Origin of the sequence: Variovorax sp. efr-133-TYG-130 (assembly GCF_030208835.1) — a bacterium.
In the GTDB taxonomy this organism is placed as follows: domain Bacteria; phylum Pseudomonadota; class Gammaproteobacteria; order Burkholderiales; family Burkholderiaceae_C; genus Variovorax.
This window is the reverse complement of sequence record NZ_JARVTD010000012.1, coordinates 94,219-112,494: the sequence shown is the minus strand read 5'-3', so window position 1 is coordinate 112,494 and position 18,276 is coordinate 94,219. Positions and strand designations below refer to the sequence as shown.

Annotated in this window: 17 protein-coding genes; 4 read left to right on the top strand and 13 right to left on the bottom strand. The window is 69.2% G+C overall.

From position 1 onward, the window contains the following. Positions 1 to 62 precede the first annotated feature (62 nt). From QRN67_RS15990 to QRN67_RS15980, 3 genes are all read left to right on the top strand, one after another. On the top strand, positions 63 to 1,031 hold the full coding sequence (locus QRN67_RS15990; RefSeq protein WP_285412562.1) for a LysR family transcriptional regulator: 969 nt from the start codon (positions 63 to 65) through the stop codon (positions 1,029 to 1,031). Between the two features lie 321 nt (positions 1,032 to 1,352). Next, on the top strand, positions 1,353 to 2,822 hold the full coding sequence (locus QRN67_RS15985) for an aminotransferase-like domain-containing protein (RefSeq protein ID WP_285412561.1): 1,470 nt from the start codon (positions 1,353 to 1,355) through the stop codon (positions 2,820 to 2,822). Positions 2,823 to 2,885: 63 nt separating this feature from the next. Continuing rightward, positions 2,886 to 5,018 carry a putative bifunctional diguanylate cyclase/phosphodiesterase gene (locus QRN67_RS15980; RefSeq protein ID WP_285412559.1) on the top strand — a complete coding sequence of 711 codons (2,133 nt, stop codon included), beginning with the start codon at positions 2,886 to 2,888 and terminating at the stop codon, positions 5,016 to 5,018. Between the two features lie 43 nt (positions 5,019 to 5,061). On the opposite strand, the gene QRN67_RS15975 is transcribed toward QRN67_RS15980, so the two are convergent. From QRN67_RS15975 to QRN67_RS15935, 9 genes are all read right to left on the bottom strand, one after another. Beyond that, a complete protein-coding gene (locus tag QRN67_RS15975; RefSeq protein ID WP_285412558.1) occupies positions 5,062 to 5,388 on the bottom strand; it encodes a hypothetical protein in 327 nt (108 codons plus the stop codon). Between the two features lie 20 nt (positions 5,389 to 5,408). Next, positions 5,409 to 6,128: a cupin domain-containing protein gene (locus QRN67_RS15970; protein ID WP_285412556.1), complete on the bottom strand. Its 720-nt coding sequence runs from the start codon at positions 6,126 to 6,128 to the stop codon at positions 5,409 to 5,411. A 166-nt stretch (positions 6,129 to 6,294) separates the two neighbouring features. Then, positions 6,295 to 7,086: an SDR family NAD(P)-dependent oxidoreductase gene (locus QRN67_RS15965; protein WP_285412555.1), complete on the bottom strand. Its 792-nt coding sequence runs from the start codon at positions 7,084 to 7,086 to the stop codon at positions 6,295 to 6,297. Beyond that, positions 7,083 to 7,589 carry a nuclear transport factor 2 family protein gene (locus tag QRN67_RS15960; RefSeq protein WP_285412554.1) on the bottom strand — a complete coding sequence of 169 codons (507 nt, stop codon included), beginning with the start codon at positions 7,587 to 7,589 and terminating at the stop codon, positions 7,083 to 7,085. The genes QRN67_RS15965 and QRN67_RS15960 overlap by 4 nt, the downstream gene beginning before the upstream one ends. A gap of 65 nt (positions 7,590 to 7,654) precedes the next feature. Further along, positions 7,655 to 8,485, bottom strand: coding sequence for an SDR family NAD(P)-dependent oxidoreductase (locus QRN67_RS15955; RefSeq protein WP_285412553.1), 831 nt, complete (start codon positions 8,483 to 8,485; stop codon positions 7,655 to 7,657). Further along, positions 8,482 to 9,456: a Bug family tripartite tricarboxylate transporter substrate binding protein gene (locus QRN67_RS15950; RefSeq protein ID WP_285412552.1), complete on the bottom strand. Its 975-nt coding sequence runs from the start codon at positions 9,454 to 9,456 to the stop codon at positions 8,482 to 8,484. Before QRN67_RS15950 ends, QRN67_RS15955 begins: the two co-directional genes overlap by 4 nt. An 18-nt stretch (positions 9,457 to 9,474) precedes the next feature. Beyond that, positions 9,475 to 10,047, bottom strand: a complete 573-nt coding sequence (locus tag QRN67_RS15945) for a carboxymuconolactone decarboxylase family protein (protein ID WP_285412551.1) — start codon at positions 10,045 to 10,047, stop codon at positions 9,475 to 9,477. A gap of 7 nt (positions 10,048 to 10,054) precedes the next feature. After that, positions 10,055 to 11,047: a Bug family tripartite tricarboxylate transporter substrate binding protein gene (locus tag QRN67_RS15940; protein ID WP_081271079.1), complete on the bottom strand. Its 993-nt coding sequence runs from the start codon at positions 11,045 to 11,047 to the stop codon at positions 10,055 to 10,057. An 8-nt stretch (positions 11,048 to 11,055) separates the two neighbouring features. Next, positions 11,056 to 11,913 carry an SDR family NAD(P)-dependent oxidoreductase gene (locus QRN67_RS15935; protein ID WP_081271078.1) on the bottom strand — a complete coding sequence of 286 codons (858 nt, stop codon included), beginning with the start codon at positions 11,911 to 11,913 and terminating at the stop codon, positions 11,056 to 11,058. 132 nt (positions 11,914 to 12,045) lie between these two features. Here QRN67_RS15935 and QRN67_RS15930 point away from each other — a divergent pair, with 132 nt between their 5' ends. Next, complete coding sequence (locus tag QRN67_RS15930; RefSeq protein WP_285412550.1) at positions 12,046 to 13,071, top strand: substrate-binding domain-containing protein; 1,026 nt, start codon at positions 12,046 to 12,048, stop codon at positions 13,069 to 13,071. 20 nt (positions 13,072 to 13,091) lie between these two features. On the opposite strand, the gene QRN67_RS15925 is transcribed toward QRN67_RS15930, so the two are convergent. The 4 genes from QRN67_RS15925 to QRN67_RS15910 are packed head-to-tail and all read right to left on the bottom strand — an operon-like array spanning position 13,092 to position 18,266. Further along, a complete protein-coding gene (locus QRN67_RS15925) occupies positions 13,092 to 14,042 on the bottom strand; it encodes an NAD(P)H-dependent flavin oxidoreductase (RefSeq protein WP_081270991.1) in 951 nt (316 codons plus the stop codon). Then, complete coding sequence (locus QRN67_RS15920) at positions 14,039 to 15,043, bottom strand: NAD(P)H-dependent flavin oxidoreductase (protein WP_081270990.1); 1,005 nt, start codon at positions 15,041 to 15,043, stop codon at positions 14,039 to 14,041. The genes QRN67_RS15925 and QRN67_RS15920 overlap by 4 nt, the downstream gene beginning before the upstream one ends. Further along, entirely contained in the window at positions 15,040 to 16,143 is a 1,104-nt protein-coding gene (locus QRN67_RS15915; RefSeq protein WP_285412549.1) for a CaiB/BaiF CoA transferase family protein, read from the bottom strand. Before QRN67_RS15915 ends, QRN67_RS15920 begins: the two co-directional genes overlap by 4 nt. Beyond that, positions 16,140 to 18,266 carry an acetate--CoA ligase family protein gene (locus QRN67_RS15910; protein ID WP_081270988.1) on the bottom strand — a complete coding sequence of 709 codons (2,127 nt, stop codon included), beginning with the start codon at positions 18,264 to 18,266 and terminating at the stop codon, positions 16,140 to 16,142. Before QRN67_RS15910 ends, QRN67_RS15915 begins: the two co-directional genes overlap by 4 nt. Positions 18,267 to 18,276 lie beyond the last annotated feature (10 nt).

The following is an 18,276-nucleotide window of genomic DNA, read 5'->3' as shown; positions in this document are numbered from 1 at the left end:
TTTCATGACGACCCTGTCGCTCTCCTAGTGAAAATGCAAAATGGGTGCATGAAGGTTTACTCATGATTGATCGATCGGAGGGCGCGTCCTGGGCGCGGAGCATCAAGGTGCGGCACCTGGAGTCGTTCCTGGTGCTGGACGAAGCGGGCACGCTGACCGAGGCGGCGGCGCGGCTGCACATGACGCAGTCGGCCATGTCGCACTGGCTGGCCGAGCTGGAACGCGTGGCGGGCACGCCGCTGGTGGTGCGCGGGCGCAAGGTGCAGCTCACGCCGGCCGGGCACCTGCTCAGGCGGCTGGCGCTCACGGTGCTGGGCGACGTCGCCCGCACGGGCCGCGAGATGCATGCGGTGGCGGCGGGGCGCGTGCCGCGCCTGAACGTGGGCAGCGTCTGGGCAGGCATCGCCGGCGGCCTGCCCGAGGCGGTGGCCGCTTTCCAGCAGCGGCACGCCGACGTGGCCGTGTCCATCCACGACGGGCCGTTCGACAACCTGCTCAAGGGCCTGGAGACGCGTGCCATGGATGCCGTCATCGGTGTCCTGGATGCGCGGGCGCACCAGCCGCAGCTGGCGCACCAGGTGCTGTTCGACGACCGGGTGAGCATCGTCATCGGGCAGGGCAGCAGGCACTGGGGCAGCAACCGGGTGCTGGACTTCGCCGACGTGCTGCGCGAGAAGTGGGTGATGCCGCCCGTCGGCACCCTCACGCGCATCCAGATGGATGCCTACCTCATCGAGCAACAGGCGTCGTGGCTGGTGCCCAAGGCGGAAACCGCCTCGCTGGCCATGATGCAGGCGCTGCTGCAAAAGGGCGACTACGTGGGCGCGTGTTCGGAATCCATGGCGGACTACATGGCCTCGCTGGGGCTGTTCAGGAAAGTCGCGGTCGATTCGAACATCCGTTTCGGCCCCATCACCGTGGTCTGGAACCGCGAGCACGCCTCGGCCACCCTCATCGACTTCGTCGCCTGCCTGAAGGCGCATGCGCGGGGCGTGCCTGGTGTGCCGGTGCAGGCGCCGCCTGGCGCTTAGCGCCCACGCCACTCTCCTCGAACGCGCGGCTTGCGGTGCGTCACGGCCCGGTACGTTCGAACGCAGGCGCGATCCGATCGGCCTATGTGCGTCTGCCGGGTCCGGCGCTCAACGGCACGGACATGGCGGAGCTGGGACGGCTGATTCAGCGGCTTGAGGACCGGCTGGCTGCCGGGCGTTGATCGCGGCAGACGCGAGCTTGCCACCGCGCCGTTGGATGCCTGGCATCGTGAACGCTGCTTGCATCGCAGGGCGCAATCGATAGACTGCCAGAAACCCACCCACCCAGCCGGCAGTCGACCGAGGCGCGGTGCCCACACCATGCCCCATCGTCCGGACGCTGCTTCGACGCGGTACGAACTTCTGGCTCTGGAGCTCGAGCAGCAGATTGCCGGTGGCGTGCTGCGCCCTGGCGACCGCCTGCCTTCCGTGCGCCAGGCCTGTTCCAGCCGGGGCTTGAGCGCGAGCACGGTGTTCCAGGCCTACTATCTGCTCGAATCGCGCGGCCTGGTGCGTGCGGTGCCACGGTCGGGCTACTTCGTCACGGCTCGCGCCGACGGCACGTCGCTGCGGGAACCGGAAATCTCGCAACCGCGATCCGGATCGCAGCCTGTCGAGATCAACGACCTGATCTACGCGTGCCTCGGCTCCGCGCGCGCGCGCAACATCGTGCCTCTGGGTTCTGCGTTCCTCAGCCCGACGCTGTTTCCGCTGGACAGGTTGCGGCGCGCCCTGGTCTCCAGCATGCGGCGGCTCGACCCCTGGCGCATGGTCGAAGACCTGCCGCCCGGCAATCAGCAGCTCAAACGCGAGATCGCGAAACGCTATCTGCGCCAAGGCTTTGCCGTGGCCACCGACGAGATCGTGCTCACCCACGGAGCGATGGACGCATTGAACCTGTGCCTCAATGCGGTGGCGCGGCCCGGCGACGCTGTGGTGGTGGAGTCCCCCACCTTCTACGTGGCCTTGCAGGCGCTGCAGCGGCTGGGCCTGCGCGCCATCGAAGTGCCGACCCATGTGCGCGAGGGCATCGATCTCGGTCGTCTGGCGCAGGTGATGGCGCTCCACAGTCCGAAGGCCTGCTGGCTGATGACGACCTTTCAGAACCCCCTGGGCAGCCTGATGCCTGAAGCGAAGAAGCGCGACCTCGTCGCGCTGCTCGCCCGGCACGATGTGCCGTTGATCGAAGACGACGTCTATGCCGAGCTCTACGAAGGCAAGGTCGCCCCGCTGCCGGCCAAGGCCTTCGACCGGCGCGGCCTGGTGCTGCACTGCTCGTCGTTTTCCAAGTGCCTGGCTCCAGGCTACCGCGTGGGCTGGGCCGCGCCCGGCCGTTTCACACGCGAGGTCGAGCGGCTGAAGTTGTCGACGAGCCTGTCGGGTTCGATTCCGGTGCAGGCGGCGCTGGCAGCGTACCTCCAGGAAGGTGGTTACGACCGGCATTTGCGAGGCCTGCGAATGTCCTTGCAGGCGCAGCGCAACAGCCTGTTCGACGCGGTGAACCGGCTTTTTCCGGACGGAACGCGGGTCGTGCGGCCGGCGGGCGGCTATTTCGTGTGGGTCGAGCTGCCCAGCGGCGTCGACGCGATCGCCTTGCACGGCGCCGCGCTGGCGCAGCACATCAGCCTGGCCCCGGGGCCGATGTTCTCTGCGCGGGCGGAGTTCCGGCACCACATCCGGTTGACCTGCGGCCAGCCCTGGAATGAAACGCTGGAACGCGCCATGCGCACGCTGGCAAGGCTGGTCGACGACGCACCGCGCGACGCGACGGCTTCTCGACCGTCGATCTGATCCGGTCGTTCGAGCCCGCAGCTGCACACGCCGCCAGCAGTGGCTGCGGGACAAACTGGTGCCATGCCCAAGAAACACGCCCTGCGGGGTGATCCGCGCCGCGGTGCAGCGCTCACGCGCATGGCGGCCAGTCCCACATCGGCGGGCCCGCAGATGACCCTGCAGGAGGTGCTGGACCGTCTGGGCCCCTCCATCTTCGCCGGGCTGCTCGACCCCGACGGCGTGCTGCGCTATGCCAACCAGGCGGCATTGCAGGCCATCGGCAGCGCGCCGGAGCAGGTGCTCGGCCAGCGTTTCGACGCCACCCCCTGGTGGCAAGCCTGCGAGGTCTCGCGACAGCGGCTCCAGCAAGCGCTGGCCGGCGCGGTGCGCGGCGAGGCCTCGCGCTTCGACGTGCGAGTGGCCACGAGCGGCGGCGCCACCTTGTCGATGGACTTCTCGCTGCTGCCGCTTTACGACCAGGCTGGCCGCGTGGTGTGGTTGATCCCGTCTGCGCGCGACGTGAGCGAACGTGAGCAGGCGCAGCACCAGTTGCAGCTCACGCGACAAGCCGTCGAACAGGCCAACGACGCGCTGTTGCAGGTCGGGCCCGATGGTGCCTATCGCGATGCCAACGCAGCGGCCTGCCGGCTGCTGGGCCTGGACCGCGAGCAACTGCTGCGGCTGCGTGTGCCCGACATCGAAACCCAGATCGATGTGGCGCAGTGGCCGCGGCGCTGGCGCGACTTGTGCGACCGGGGTTCGCTGCGTTTCGAGACCACCGTGCGCCACCAGGCGGGGCATGAGATTCCGGTCGACGTCTCCGTCAGCCTGGTGACCAGCGGCCAGGCGTCCTTCGCCCATGTCTGCATCGACGACCTGCGCGAACGCCGTGCCACCGAGCGGCGCATCCTGCAACTGCTGCAGTTCGACGAACTGACCGGGCTGCCGAATCGCCAGCTGCTCCTGGAGCGCTTGAACGCGACGGTGCAGACCAGCCTCCAGACCGTGGTGCTGGTGCTGGAGCTCGACCGTTTCAAGCGTATCAACGACGGTCTCGGCGCAGACATCGGCGACGCTGTGCTGCGCGAAGTGGCGCAGCGCCTCAGCGCCACCGTGCGCAGCGGCGATCTGGTGGCGCGCCGCGGCGGGGACGAGTTCGTCATCGTGATGCCGGCGCCATCCGTGCCGGTGCTGCACACGGCGCAGGCGCTGCTCGACAGCATTGCCCGTCCGATGCCGATCGCGGGGCAGGAAGTTCATATGACCTGCAGCATCGGCATCGCCACGGCACCTGCCGACAGTGACCACGCGGACACCTTGTTGCGCCGCGCCAGCGCCGCACTGCACCAGGCCAAGATGCTGGGACGCAACCAGGCCAGCATCTACGCCGGTGCACCGCACGACGACGACCCCGACCGGCTGGCGCTGGAGACAGCGCTGCGCAAGGCGCTGCGCGACGAGCAGCTCGATCTGCACTACCAGCCGCAAGTCGACCTTGCGCATGGCGGCATCGTGGGCGTGGAGGCATTGCTGCGCTGGCAGCACCCGACGCTGGGCCGCGTCGCGCCGGATCGCTTCATCCCCATCGCCGAGGAGACCGGCCTGATCGTCGCCATCGGCGACTGGGTGCTGCGCCGCGCCATCGAGCAGGCCGCGGCCTGGCAGGAGGCCGGGCTGCCGCCGCTGCGCATGGCCGTCAACCTGTCGGCGCGCCAGTTGCTGCATCCGGACCTGGCACGCCGCATCGAAGGCCTGCTCGCCTCGGCAGGCCTCGATCCCCGGCTGTTCGGCGTCGAGGTCACCGAGAGCATGCTGATCGGCAACTTCGACCAGGCGGTGCAGCACCTGCAAGCGCTGCGCGCGCTGGGCGTCGAAGTCTCGCTCGACGACTTCGGCACCGGCTACTCGAGCCTGAGCTACCTGCGCCGGCTGCCGGTGGACGTCGTCAAGATCGACCGTTCGCTGGTACCCGACGTCACCGCGCTGGCAGAAGATGCGTCGATCACCCGCGCCATCATCACGATGGCACACCAGCTGCAGATGAAGGTGCTTGCCGAGGGCGTCGAAAGCGAAGGCCAGGCGGCCCTGCTGGCGGCGCATCAGTGCGATCAGATGCAGGGTTACTGGTTCAGCGCGGCGCTTCCTGCAGCTGCAATCGAAACGATGCTTCGCGAAGATCGCAAGATCGATCCAGCGCTTCTCTTGTGGCGCTAGTTGGCGACACGCACGCCTCCTGCGGCCGATCGGCCGTTCTGCACTATGCCGCTCGGTCTTGCGCCTCGCCCTGCACCAGTGCTTGCGTGGGCTTCAGTTCGGTCGGGCTCAGGCGGAACTGCACGGCAACCTGCGCCAGCCGTCGCCCGGGCGACGGGGCCGCGGGCTCGTCGACCATGGGCAGAGCAACCGCGTCAGGCCATTTCAGGCGCGTGGCATTGCGCTGCTCCGGCGGCACCATCCGCGCCGTGGCTCGAGCACCGGCGGGCCCGGGCTTCCAAAGCGCATGCGTCTGCAACCGGCCCTGCGCGACCAGGCGCAGCGAGGCACCGATCGCGTCCGCGCCGATGCGGTCCGGCGGAAGCAGCATGACGCAGCGCGCGCAGCGCCTCAGCCCTGGACGCTCTGGACCACGTAGAACTTCGCCACGCGGTCGCTGCTTTCCCATCCGATGGGTGCACCCTGGGGCACGAACAGTGCATCGCCCGTGTCCGCCGACAGCACGCTGCCGTCAGGGGCGGCGAAGCGCACGCTGCCTGCCAGGAGATGCATGAACTCGTTCACGCGATGCGGGCGAACGATCCGGTGGTAGGGCGTCGAGTCCCACGTGCCGGCGCTGTACTGCGCACCGTCGTCGATGAAGACGTTGTCGCTGCGGCACGCCGGCGAAGGGCCCAGCAGCACGTCCGCGGGCAGCGTGGCGGAGGGCTTGAAGTCGGCGTTGGCGCTCAGGGGAAAGAGGCCGCGCCGGGTCGGCTTCTCGCAAGCAGCGGCGCAGAACACGAATCGCACGCGGGACCCGGCCTGCACGCGCAGCGAGGTACCGCATCCGATGACGGCGCCCGCCTGGGGGCCGACCACCACCGGGGCCGCGCCGTCCGCTGTCAGCGTCAGTTCCCCCTCGACCACGACGATGGTTTCGATGTGGGGATAGCTTGCAATGTCGAGCTCGCCGATGAAGCTGGTGCGGCCCGCGCTCATCGCGCCCGGGCCTTCCCACGCGATCTCGCGATGCCGTGCAAAAGGATCGTCCGTGCCGAAGGCGGCCCTGCGGAAGGCGGTTGAAACGGGCGCGCCGTCGGCGCGATGCAGTACCAGGGCCTGGGTCATTGATTGTTCCTGCGCGATGTCGTCATTGAAAGCCGTGAGCCCAGAGCTTAGGCTGCGAGCCCCTGGTGCCGGTGCTTCAATGAGGGCCCTGCGCAGGGCAGGCTGCCGTTGTGCGGGCCGCCACGGCAGATCCTGCCGTCGGCCGGACGGTCGGGCCTGCGTGCCCTCAGCGGGCGGAAGCACCGCCATCGATGGGAATGACCGCGCCCGTGATGTAGCTCGAAGCGGGCGATGCAAGGAGCAGCGCCAGGCCCTGGATTTCGTGCAGTTGCGCGACGCGCCCGAGCGGAATGTAGGTTCGCATGCGTTCGGCGGACTCGGGCAGCTTCAGGCGTCCGCCGTTGATCTCGGTTGCGAACGGGCCCGGCGCGATCGCGTTGACCAGCACGTTGAAGGGTGCCAGCTCGACCGCGGCCTGGCGAACCAGGTTGTTCACCGCCGCTTTGGATGCGACGTAGGCGTAGCCCGAAAGCGGCTCCGCGCGGATGCCCGCAATGGATGAGGTGACGATGATTCGTCCCTGGCGCCGCGGCTTCATGTGCCGTACCGAGGCGCGAAGCGTTGCCAGGACACCGTCCAGGTTGATGCGCATGACGCGGTCCCAGGCAGGGCGCTCGACGTGTTCGAGCTGGCCCGCCTCCACCGCGAAGCCGCGGCCCGCGCTGATGCCGGCATTGGCGAAGACGCAATCGAGCTGGCCGTAGCGGCGCACCGCGTCATCCACCACCGCATCCACCGCATCGGGGTCGGCGACATCCAGCACCGCCCCTTCGGCCAGAGGATGCTGCTTGCGCAGCAGCGCGACGCGCGCGTTCAGCGCGTCTTCGTCCACGTCGGTCATCAACGTGCGCGCGCCCGCAGCGAGAAGGGCCTCGGCAATCGCCGATCCAAGCCCGCTGGCGGCGCCCGTGACCAGCGCGGTCTGTCCGCCGAGATCGAAAAGTTGGTGAACGCTCATGCGGGCTGCCTCGTCTTCTTCATGGGCAGGCTCGACTCCCAGTGCTCGGCCGCTTCCACCATGTAGTGGACGGTGAGCACGACCTTCTTGAACATCCACCGGCCATCGACGCGAACATACTCGTCATCGAAACGACCGACCACGTACATGCTGCGGTCCCCGTGCACGGGGCGTCCGTCCAGGTAGCAGTGGCCGATCGCGGTGTCTCCACGCACCTCGACCTCGTGCTGGTGGATGAACTGCCGCGCGTACTGCACCGGGAAGTTCGCAAAGAAGGCGCGGATCGCCTCGCGCCCGAACACCTCCGGGCGACCGTTGTAGATCACGCTTGCGTCCTCCGAAAACAGCTCGTGGAGACGCTGGCCCTCGTCTTCGTTGACAAAGACGTGATAGCGGGCGCGCAGCGTGCGTATCGCGTCGCGGCTTTCCATTTCGTCGACCCGCGCTTGCAGTCTCGCCAGCCGGTCCTCGAGTTGCGCGAAAAGTTGGATCTCAGGATTCATTCAAGTTGCTCCGGGAAAGGTGCCGGCAGGGAAGGCGGCGTGTGGACGGGCAGAGCGCGCGCGCGTCATGGAACACCGGTGTGTTGCGCATCGAAGTCACCGAGCATCGCGTCCATGCGCCGGCGGATCGAGCCGCCGGTTTGAACGTGCGGGATCACATAGAAGCGTCCCGCGTGAACCGCCGCAAGCGTGGCCGCGGCAACGTCGGCCGCGTCGATGGGCGAAGCGGCCATTCCGAGGCGCACCCGGTCGTTGTATGCAGCGGCGGGTTCGACAGTGTCTGAAAGATGAGCCGGCCGGCTGCGCTGCGCCTGATGAATCTGCGTGGGTACCAGCGAAGGACACAGCACGGAAACGCCGATCGGATCGCCCGCCTGCTCGAGGTCGCGCGCCAGGCATTCGGAAAAGGCGACGACAGCGTGCTTGCTGGCGCAATACACGGCGGAGCCCGCGAGCGTGGCCAGGCCGGCGGCCGATGCGGTGTTGATCACACGGGCCGCAACACCGCGAGCCCGCATGCGAGGAACGAAGCTGCGCACGCCGTTGGCGACGCCGCGCAGGTTGACGCCCAGCACCCACTCCCAGTCGGCGTCGGTGGCCGTCCAGGCGGGCCCGAGCACCGCGACCCCCGCGTTGTTGAACAGCCAGTCGACCCCACCAAAGACCTTCTCGCAGGAAGCGGCGAAAGCCTCGACGTCGCCGGCGCGAGCGACGTCGCACTTCTGCGCGAACGTCGGCACGCCCAGCGTGCGCGCGAGCGCTTCGGTGGCCGCGAGGCCCTCGATATCGATGTCGGCCAGCGCGAGGGCCATGCCTTCGCGCGCACAGGCCAGCGCCAGTTCCCGTCCGATGCCACTGCCCGAGCCCGTGATCGCGGCAACGCGATGGCCGGTCATTCGAGCGACACCCCGGCGGTGCGCAGCACTTCGGTCCACTTGGCGGCCTCGCGTGCCACGTACGCCTGGAACTCCGGGTGGGGCATGTCGATGATGAAGCTGCCCACCGCATCCAGCGAGCTCTTGATTTCGGGCGACCGGAGCGTCTCGGTCACCTCGGCGGACAGGCGCTTGACGATGGCCTCCGGCGTCTTCGCCGGCGCGAAGAGACCGCCCCAGCTGAGGGCTTCGATGCCGGGGTAACCCGCTTCGGCCATGGTCGGGACGTCAGGCAGCATCGGCATGCGCTGGCCGCGCGTCACGGCCAGCGCCCGGATCTTGCCGTTGCGAATATGGGGCGCGGAGGTCTGGACGAAGTCGAACATCGCGTCGACGTTGCCCGAGATCAGATCCACCAGCGCGGCCGAACTCGCCTTGTACGGAACGTGGGTGAACCGCGTGCCGGTGCGGTTCTGCAGGAGTTCGAGACACAGGTGCCCGGACGTGCCGTTGCCGCCGGATCCGAAGTTGAGCTTGCCCGGGTTCTTCCTGGCGTACGCCGCCAGTTCGGCCACCGTGCCGATGCCCAGATGCGGGCTCACCACCAGCACGTTGGCATTGCCGGACAGGCCATGAATGGCCACGAAGTCCTTCACGGGGTCGTAGCGGATGGTCTTGTAGAGCGCGCTGTTGGTGCCCTGGGTGCCCTGCGTACCCACCAGCAGCGTGTAGCCATCGGGCGCGGCGCGGGACACGAACTCGGCACCGATCGAGCCGCTCACGCCGACCTTGTTGTCGATCACGAAAGGCTGGCCGAGCCGGGTGCTCAACACGCGCGCGATCACCCGTGTCTGCTGGTCGACGACGCTGCCCGCCGAGAAGGGCACCACAAGGGTGATAGGCCTGGCCGGATAGGCCTCCTGCGCGCGCAGCATCGGCGACAGGGAAAGCAGGCCGGCGGCGGCGGAAAATTGGCGGCGATTGATGGTCATCCGTGTGTCTCCGGCGAATCAGTTCTTGCCCAGTATTTCGGACCACCGGCCGTGGCTGTCGAGCACGTTGCCGTCTTCCAGCTCGACCTCGAAGTTCTCCAGCACCCGGCACACCAGCATGTAGTAGCCGATCGTCATCACGACCTCCATCAGCTGCTGCGGCGGCAGAAGGGCGGCCAGCGCGTCGAACATCTCGGGCGGCGCCTTGACCTGGCGCACCACGGCGTCGGTGAAGTCGAGCACGCGGTGCTCGAGACTGTCGAATGGTTCTTTGTCGGCGCTGCCTTGCGGGTGGCCGAGCACCGCTTCGACCTGCGCTGCGGGCACGCCCGCCTGCGCGGCCACGCGCCGATGCTGGGTCACTTCGTAGGTGGAGCCGCACAGCGCGCCGACCCGCAGGATCACCAGCTCGCGCAGCCTCGCGGGCAGCGAGGAATGCCGCAGGATGCTGGAGCCCAGGCCGAGGAAGCCCTGCGCGGTGGCGCCGCCGTGGGCGACCATGCGGTAGATGTTGAGCGGAGGGCGCCCGTCCAGCAGCGCGTGGAGTTCCGGCGGTGCCTCGGCCAGGTCGAAGTAGGGAATGCGAGCCATGGGTTTTTCAATCCAGTCGGATGCCGGCGGTGCGAATCACCTCGCGCCACCTGGCGGTTTCATTGCGTGCGAACTCGGCCAGGGCTTGGGGCGTGCCGCCCTGGGGCTCGATCGTCAGTTCGCGCATGCGATCGGCCACCGCCGCGGTCTGCAGCGCCCGGTTCACTTCGTGGTTGAGCCTTTCGATGATCGGCGCCGGCGTGCCGCTGGGCGCCCACAGGCCGCCCCAGGCCGCGAGTTCGCAATCGGGCAGGCCCAGTTCCTCGAAGGTCGGCACCTGCGCAAGCAGCGGCAGCCGGCTGCGCGACGTCACGGCCAGCGGGCGAATCTTCTCGCTGCGGATGTACGCAAGGTTGCCCGCCACGTTGTCGAAGATCGCCGGCAACTGCCCGCCCATCACATCGGTGATGGCCGGAGCGCTGCCCTTGTACGGAATGTGCGCGAGCTGCACCTTGGCCGCGCGATTGAGCAGCACCAGCGACAGATGGCCGCTGGTGGCGTTTCCGGGCGTGGCCACGGCGACCCGGTCGGGGGCCGAGCGGGCCAGCGCGAGAAAGCTCTTCAGGTCCCGCGCTTCGAAGGCCGGGTTGACGCAGAGCACGTTGTAGACCTTGCCTTCTAGCGCAATGGGCGCGAAATCCTTCACCGGGTCGTAGTCCAGTTTCGGATACAGGCTGACGTTCATCGCGTGGGTCGCGTTGGTGCCGTAGAAGAGCGTGTAGCCGTCGGGCGCACTGCGCGCCGCGACCGCGGCCGCGATGTTCCCGGAGGCACCGGGCTTGTTGTCGACGACCACCGGCTGGCCCAGCTGGCGTGCCAGCTGCTCGGCCAGTCGACGCGAGGACTGGTCGGCCGAGCCGCCCGCCGGGAAGCCCACGACCAGGCGCACGGGCCGGCCGGGATAGGCATCGGCCTGGCCCGCGACGGCGAAGCCAAGGTGCGGCGCCGCGACGGCGCAGGCGGCCGCCTGGAGGACGCGACGTCGTTGGAGCGTCTGCATGGCTGCCATCAGGCGCGCGGCGCGGCGATGCCGCCGGTCAGGCCGCCGTCCACGACGAGCGCATGGCCGTTCACGTAGGAGGCCTCGTGCGACATCAGGAACAACGCCGCATAGGCCACTTCCCAGCCTGTGCCCTGGCGCCCGAAAGGCAACGGCATCGCGAGGCGGTCGGACCTGCGGCGCGTCGCCGCACGACCGATGGGCGTGTCCATCAGGCCGGGCAGGATGCTGTTGCAGCGCACGCCTTTGGCCTGCCCCGCCATCGCGATCGAGCGCGCCAGCGACACCTGGGCGGCCTTGGTCGTTTCGTAGGCCGGGTTGAAGCTCGAATTGCGCAACGCGGCGATCGACGACAGCAGCACGATGGAGCCTCCGGGCGCCATGTGCCGCAATGCCTGCTGCCCGAACAGCATGCAGGAGCGCACGTTGGTCGCGTGCTCGCGGTCCCAGGCTTCGGCGCTCTGGTTGTCCAGGGAGAGTCCGCTCGCCACGCCCACCACCATCACCAGGCCGTCCAGCCCGCCCATCTTGTGCACCGCGCGCTCCACGGTCGACGCGGCGGCATCCGGCTGCGCGACGTCGGCCACCTCGGCATGGGCGGTCGCGCCCGATGCGCGCACCAGATCGCAGGTGCGCTGCAGCGACTCGGGATTGATGTCCACACAGGTCAGCGTTGCGCCCTCGTGGGCGAACAGCAGGGAAATCGCGCGTCCGTTGCCCACGGGCGGATCGGGGTCGTCGATGTCGCGTTGGCCCGCGCCCACCACGAGGATCCGGCGTTGCTCGAGGCGTCCGGCCGAGGGGCGGAGGTCACCGAGTGCTTCAGCGAAGAGCTGGAGCCCGGGCTGGATGGCTGGCGAGGTCATGCATGTTTCCTTTTGCGCGTTGGGTGCGCCCATGGTTGGTTTTTGGAAACGTTTCCGAAATGGTGGAAACCCTTGCAGGCTGTCACCTAAGATGCACCCCATGCTCTTGCCCCAAAGGGAAAGTCCCTCCGAATGAATGCAGGAAAACAGAAGATCGATCTGCGCGACGTGGCTCGGCTGGCGGGGGTGTCGCTGGGCAGTGCGTCTCGGGCGATGAACGGCGCGGGTGCGTCGGCGGCCACGCAGGAAAAGGTGAGCCAGGCCGCGGCGGCGCTGGGCTACCGTCCCAACCATGCGGCGCGGGTGCTGCGTTCGCGGCTCAGCCGAACCGTCGGCTGCCTGTTGCCCGACATCTCGAATCCGCTGTACGCACAGGTGTTTCGCGCCCTGGAGGACGAATTCCTTCGGCACGACTACCTGCTGCTGCTGGCCAACGGCGCCAACGACGCCGAGCGCGAAGTGAAGGCACTGGGAACGTTCACGCAGCGTGGCATGGACGGCGTGATCCTCGCGCCCGGCAACGAGCGCAACGCGCAACTGGTGGAGGCGTTGCGGATGCTGCCCATGCCGGCCGTCGTGTTCGACCGGGAAGTCAGCGGCGCACACGACGCCGTGCTCATCGATCACGCGGGCGGTGTGCGGCGCGTGGTCGAGCGCTTGCTGGGTCTGGGGCACCGGGACATCGCACTCGTTCTCTGGCAGGGTGACACACGGCCCGTGCGGCGCCGCGTGCAGGGCTTTCGCACCGCGTTCCAGGCTGCGGGCCTGCCGGTGCCCGACCTGCTGGTGCAGGCGCGCAGCGTCACGGCCTCGGTCAACGCGGAGGTCACCGAACTGCTCGGTCGCCCCGACCGACCGAGCGCGCTCATCGTGCAGGGCACGCACATGCTCAACAGCGCACTGCGGGCCATCTCCGCCCGGGGCCTGCAGGTGCCGCGCGACATCTCGGTGGTCGCCATCGGCGACACGCCCTTCGCGGCCGAGCACGAACCCGCGGTGAGCGTGCTCGACATCGACCAGGCCGAAACCGCGCGTTGCCTGGTCGACCTGCTGCTCACCCGGATCGCCGAGAACGGGCTGCCCCAGCGCAAGGCCCGCATCGCGCTGCGTTACGTGGAGCGCGATTCGGTGGCGCCCCCCGCGCGAGCCTCGCGCTGAGGCCGGGCCTCAGGAGCCCGTCACGCCGGCGCGCTGCCGCGGTATTCCCGGCCCAGCGCATCCACCAGTTCGGCGACCGTCGGCACGGCGCGCACGCCGGACACCGAATGGCCCGCGCTCCAGATGTCGGTCCAGCGCTGGCTCGGCGCCGCATTGGCGCCACCGCCGTAGCGTCTCCTCGCTTCTTCCACCGAGATGCTCTCGTCGAGCGCGGAGACATCGATGCCCAGCCTGCGAGCCGACGGCGCGAGAAAGCTGGCGGGCAAGCCGGTGAAGCCGCGCGTGAGCAGCACGTCGTCGATCGAACTGTCGACCAGCATCTGACGGTACTCCCCGCTCGCCAGGCTCTCCCGCGTGGCAATGAAGCGGGTGCCCATGATGCCGAGGTCGCAGCCGAGCGTCTTCGCGGCCCGCAGGGCCACGCCGTCCGACAGGCCGCCGGCCAGCACGATCGGGCCGTCGAACACGTCGCGGACCGCGCGCACGAAGGCGAAGGGGTTCGCCCAACCGGTGTGTCCGCCGGCACCCGCGGTGAGCAGCACCAGTCCGTCCACGCCCGACTCGATGGCGCGCACGGCATGGTGCAGCGAGGCCACGTCGGCGAAGACGCGGCAGCCGGCCTCGTGCAGGCGCGGCACCACGGCCGCGGGCGAGCCGACGCTGGTGATGACCATTTGCGCGCGGTGCCTGGCGATCAGTTCGACCTCGGCCATCACCCTGGCAGGGTCGCGCCGCATGATGAGGTTGGGGCAATAGGGCGCCGTGCGTGCCGGCGCGCCGGCGGCCTCGTCGTCCAGGCGGGCGAGCCAGGCGTCGAATTCGTCGAGCGTCTGGCAGTTGGCTGTCGGAAAGGCGCCGATCACGCCGGCGGCGCAAGCGGCGGACACCAGTTCGATGCCGGAGACCCGCAGCATGGGCGCCGCGATGAGGGGCAGGGCCAGCCGGTCGAGGAAGGAAAGGGCGTGGGTCATGGCAGTGCAGTCGATGCGCTCAGGTGCGCCAGGGCGGCGCGTGTTTGCTGGATGAGTTCTTCCACGATCGCCGACAGCGGCTGTATGCGCGTGGCAAAGCCGATGGCCGGCCCGAGGGAGAGCATGCCGCTGTGCCAGTCGCCGCCGCCGTAGCAGCGTTCGCGCGCCACGCGGCTGTCGAGCAGGTGGCCGAATGCGGCGTGGTCGGCCGCGCCGGCGCGCTCGATCGCGTCGACCTGGAGGGCCGTGTCGTTGCGCAGCACACGCCAGGTGTTGCCCAGCGTGTGCAGCAGGCGCATGGTGCTGTGTTCGTCGCAGCCCAGCAGGTGCTGCTTGTAGGCGGCGTGGGCGGACACCTCCTCGCTCACGAGGAAGCGGCTGCCCATCAACACCCCGTCGGCCCCCAGCGCCAGGGCAGCGGCCAGCTGGGCGCCATGGCCGATGCCGCCGCCCAGGACCAGCGGGACATGGAACTGCTGGCGTGCCGTGGCCAGCGCGCCCATCAGCATGGTGGGCAGCTCGTTGGCACCGGGATGCCCGCCTTCCTCCATGCCCACCAGCGCCACCGCGTCGGCCCCGGCGGCCTGCGCAGTTAGGGCATGCCGCACGCTCGATGCCTTGTGAATCACCACGCCGCCGCCCGCGTGGATGGCCCGGATCAGCGCATCCGGCGCATGGCCGGCAGTCTCGAAGTGGCGCACGCCGTGGGCCAGCGCGATCTCCAGCGCGCGGTGCACGCCCGTGTTCGCTTGCGGGCGCGCCGACAGCGTGAGGTTGACGCCGTAGGGGCGACCCTCCGTCAGGTCGCTGCAGCGCCGCAGCTGGTCGCGCAGCGCATCCTCGCCGTCGAAGGAGCGTGGCGTGATGAAGCCCATGCACCCCGCGTTGGTCAGCGCGCCGACGTAGCGGGCGTCCGAGAGCCACATCAACCCGCCGCCGAGGATCGGGTAGGCGAGCCCGAAGAGCCGCGTCAGGCGGGTGGACAGCGGCGGCTGGCTCACAGCTGCTGCCGTGCGTTGTCCAGGGCCGGCGCATCGGCCAGCGCCGCCGGATCGACGCCTGCCAGCGGCACCGGAAAGCGCACCAGCGACAGCGCTTGCGTGCCGTTGAACAGGCCGCGCCCCGCGAACTGCGGCAAGGCGGCCAGCGCGCCGGGGGCCACCACCGGTGCCACGGGCAGGTCGCTGCGCGCCAGTGTCTCGAAGGCCTCCGCCGAATCGCGCTGCGCGAGCTGCTGCGCGATGCGCTCGTTGATGGCCTGCGCCTGCTTCTTGCGCGCACCCAGCGTCCGCCAGCCCTCGTTCGCGAAGTCGCCCATGTCCAGCACGCTGCAAAGGCGTGCCCAGAAGTGGTCTTCCAGCGCCGCGACGCTCAGGAACTGTCCGTCACGGCAACGGAAGCTGCCGTACGCGGGCTTGACCTGCGTGGCGGCGCGCTGGCTTTCGAGGCTGGTCGCGCCGTCCGCGCGGTAGGCGCCCAGGCGCGGGTTCATCCAGTGCAGCACGCAGTCGGCCAGCGCCACGTCCAGGTGCTGGCCCCGGCCCGTGCGGTCGCGCTGCAGCAGCGCCGCCAGCGTGGACGAGAGCGCATACATCGAGCCGCACAGGTCCGCCACCGGCAGGCCGAAGTTCTGCGTCGGCGGCCCGCCGGGCTCGCCCGAGACCGCCAGCGCCCCCGCCGCGGCCAGGTAGTTGATGTCGTGGCCGGGCAGATGAGCCCAGGGGCCTTCCTGCCCATAGCCGCTGAGCGACACGTAGACCAGGCGCGGGAAGCTCTCGCGCAAGCTGGCGTAGTCCAGGCCCAGGCGCGCCATCACGCCGGGGCGGTAGGACTCCACCAGCACATCGGCCTGAGCCACCAGCTCGCGCACGCGGGCGCGCTGGGCCTCGTCCTTCAGGTCCACCAGCAGGCTGAGCTTGCCGCGGTTGACCGCTTCGAAGCCGCCCGGTCCCATGCGCCGCGCGTTGTCGCCGCCGGGCGGCCGCTCGATCTTGATGACGCGCGCACCCATCTGCGCCAGGTTCTGCGTGAAGAACGGTCCGGGCAGCAGTTCGCTGAAGTCGAGGACGGTGATGCCCGCGAGCGGGCCGGGGGCACTCATGCCACGCTCCTTTCGACGACCACCGCATCCAGCGGCAGCGCGCCCTCGCCCTCGGCGCCGACCCAGATCGGGTTGAGGTCCATCTCTTCGATGCGTTCGGCGTTGGCCATCACGAACTCGGACACGCCCATCAGCAAGCGTTCCAGTGCGGCAACGTCGGCCACCGGCCGCCCGCGCGCGCCGGCGAGCACGGGAAAGCAGCGCATCTCGCGCACCATGGACGCGGCGTCGGCGGCGCTCAGCGGCAGCAGGCGGCGGGTGACATCGCGCAGGATTTCCACATAGACCCCGCCCAGGCCGAAGGTCATCACATGCCCGAACACCGGGTCGCGCGTCACGCCCGCCATCAGCTCGACGCCGCCGCTTGGCGCCATTTTCTCGATCAGCAGCCCGTCGATGGCGGCATCGGGCTTGTGATGCCTGGCCGAGGCCATGATGTCGTCCCATGCCAGTTCCACCTGCAGGCCATGCGAAATGCCGACCTTGACGCCGCCGATGTCCGACTTGTGCAGGATGTCGGGGCTGGCGATCTTCGCGACCACGGGGTAGCCCATGCCATCGGCCAGCAGGCGCGCCTCGGCCCGGGTGCGGGCCACGGCAACCGGCAGCAGCGGGATGCCGGCCTGCCCGAGCAGCGTCTTGGCTTCCAGTTCCGACAGGTTGCGAACGGCGAGCGCTGATGCCAGGGGCATGGAAGCGGGGCGACGGCGATCGGATGGACCTGCCATGCCGCGGTGCCGCTGGCCCCATTGCGTCCAACGCTTGATGGCGCTGATCGCCTTGCCGACCGAGCGCGGCGGCGCGAAGCCTGCCGCCACCAGCATGCGGTAGCCCTCGCCCAGCCGGTCGCTCATCCAGATCGGGACGATGGGACTTTGCACACGTGCCTGCGCGGCGATGATGGTCTGCGCCATGCGGATGGTGGTTTCGCCGTAGTCCAGCGCAATGGGCGCAATCACGCAGCCCAGGTTGGGATCCGCGGCGACTGCGCCCAGCGTGCTTTCGATCAGGTCGGCGTCGCTGAGCACGGCCGCTGTCGTGTCGACGGGGTTGTTGACCGCCGCATAGTCGGGCAGCTTGCTGCGAAGCAGCTCGGTGGTGTGCGGTGCGAACTCCGCCAGGGTCAGCCCCGCCAGTCCCACCGCGTCGGCGGTCAGGGCGGTGGTGCCGCCGGACGAGCAATAGACGCCGATCGCCTCGCGCTCGCTCGGCATGGCGCGCGCGAAAAGCCAGGCGGTGTCCACCAGTTCGTCGATGTCGTCCACCTCGATCACGCCGTACTGGCGGAACACCGCGCTGTTGACTTCGGCCGAGCCCGTCAGCGAAGCGGTGTGCGACTGCGCGGCGCGCTGGCCATACGCGGACTTGCCGACCTTCAGCGCGATGACCGGCTTGCCGTTGTCGGCGGCGCACTGGAGCGCGGCCAGGAAACGCGGGCCGTCCTTGATGCCTTCCAGCAAGGTCACGATCACCTTGATGTCCGGCGCGGTTGCCATGTATTGGATGAAGTCCGCCACCTGCAGGTCCACCTCGTTGCCGGTGGACGCCCACAGCCCGATGCCGATGCCGCGCTCCATGGCCTGCATCACGTTGCGGCCCAGCCCGCCGCCCTGCGTGGCCAGGCCGATCGGGCCCTTGACCAGGTCATGCGGAAAAGAGGGCGAGAAGGTCATGCCCAGGCGCTGGTTGACGTTGGTGAGGCCGGGGCAGTTGGGGCCGTAGATGCGCATGCCGGCCTGATCGGCGATTTCCTTGAGGCGGGCCTGCGCCTGCTCTCCCTCGGCGCCGGCTTCGCCGAAGCCGGAGGTGAGGATGATGGCGAACGGCACGCGCCTGGCCGCGCATTCCTCCATCACGGCAAGCACGCCCGATGCGGGCACCGCGATGACGGCGACGTCGGGCGTCTGCGGCAGCGACGCGACGCTGGGCCAGCAGCGCCGGCCGCGCAATTCGGCCTTGGTCGGATTGACCAGGTAGAGCTCGCCGTCGATCTGCGAATGGTCCAGCAGGTTGCTGAGGGTACGCCCGCCGATGCTCTGTGGCCGATCGGACGCCCCGACCAGGGCGATGGAGCGTGGATGGATGAGGCGCGACAGGTCGGTGCTGAAGGTCGGATGGGTCATGCTGTGCAAC

Bases quoted from the DNA above. Each gene is read 5' to 3' on its own strand.
- QRN67_RS15985 (WP_285412561.1), top strand. From the start codon at position 1,353: ATGCCCCATCGTCCGGACGCTGCTTCGACGCGGTACGAACTTCTGGCT.
- QRN67_RS15990 (WP_285412562.1), top strand. From the start codon at position 63: ATGATTGATCGATCGGAGGGCGCGTCCTGGGCGCGGAGCATCAAGGTG.
- QRN67_RS15935 (WP_081271078.1), bottom strand. From the start codon at position 11,913: ATGACCTCGCCAGCCATCCAGCCCGGGCTCCAGCTCTTCGCTGAAGCA.
- QRN67_RS15970 (WP_285412556.1), bottom strand. From the start codon at position 6,128: ATGACCCAGGCCCTGGTACTGCATCGCGCCGACGGCGCGCCCGTTTCA.
- QRN67_RS15955 (WP_285412553.1), bottom strand. From the start codon at position 8,485: ATGACCGGCCATCGCGTTGCCGCGATCACGGGCTCGGGCAGTGGCATC.
- QRN67_RS15915 (WP_285412549.1), bottom strand. From the start codon at position 16,143: ATGAGTGCCCCCGGCCCGCTCGCGGGCATCACCGTCCTCGACTTCAGC.
- QRN67_RS15960 (WP_285412554.1), bottom strand. From the start codon at position 7,589: ATGAATCCTGAGATCCAACTTTTCGCGCAACTCGAGGACCGGCTGGCG.
- QRN67_RS15980 (WP_285412559.1), top strand. From the start codon at position 2,886: ATGCCCAAGAAACACGCCCTGCGGGGTGATCCGCGCCGCGGTGCAGCG.
- QRN67_RS15940 (WP_081271079.1), bottom strand. From the start codon at position 11,047: ATGCAGACGCTCCAACGACGTCGCGTCCTCCAGGCGGCCGCCTGCGCC.
- QRN67_RS15950 (WP_285412552.1), bottom strand. From the start codon at position 9,456: ATGACCATCAATCGCCGCCAATTTTCCGCCGCCGCCGGCCTGCTTTCC.
- QRN67_RS15930 (WP_285412550.1), top strand. From the start codon at position 12,046: ATGAATGCAGGAAAACAGAAGATCGATCTGCGCGACGTGGCTCGGCTG.
- QRN67_RS15910 (WP_081270988.1), bottom strand. From the start codon at position 18,266: ATGACCCATCCGACCTTCAGCACCGACCTGTCGCGCCTCATCCATCCA.
- QRN67_RS15945 (WP_285412551.1), bottom strand. From the start codon at position 10,047: ATGGCTCGCATTCCCTACTTCGACCTGGCCGAGGCACCGCCGGAACTC.
- QRN67_RS15925 (WP_081270991.1), bottom strand. From the start codon at position 14,042: ATGACCCACGCCCTTTCCTTCCTCGACCGGCTGGCCCTGCCCCTCATC.
- QRN67_RS15975 (WP_285412558.1), bottom strand. From the start codon at position 5,388: ATGCTGCTTCCGCCGGACCGCATCGGCGCGGACGCGATCGGTGCCTCG.
- QRN67_RS15965 (WP_285412555.1), bottom strand. From the start codon at position 7,086: ATGAGCGTTCACCAACTTTTCGATCTCGGCGGACAGACCGCGCTGGTC.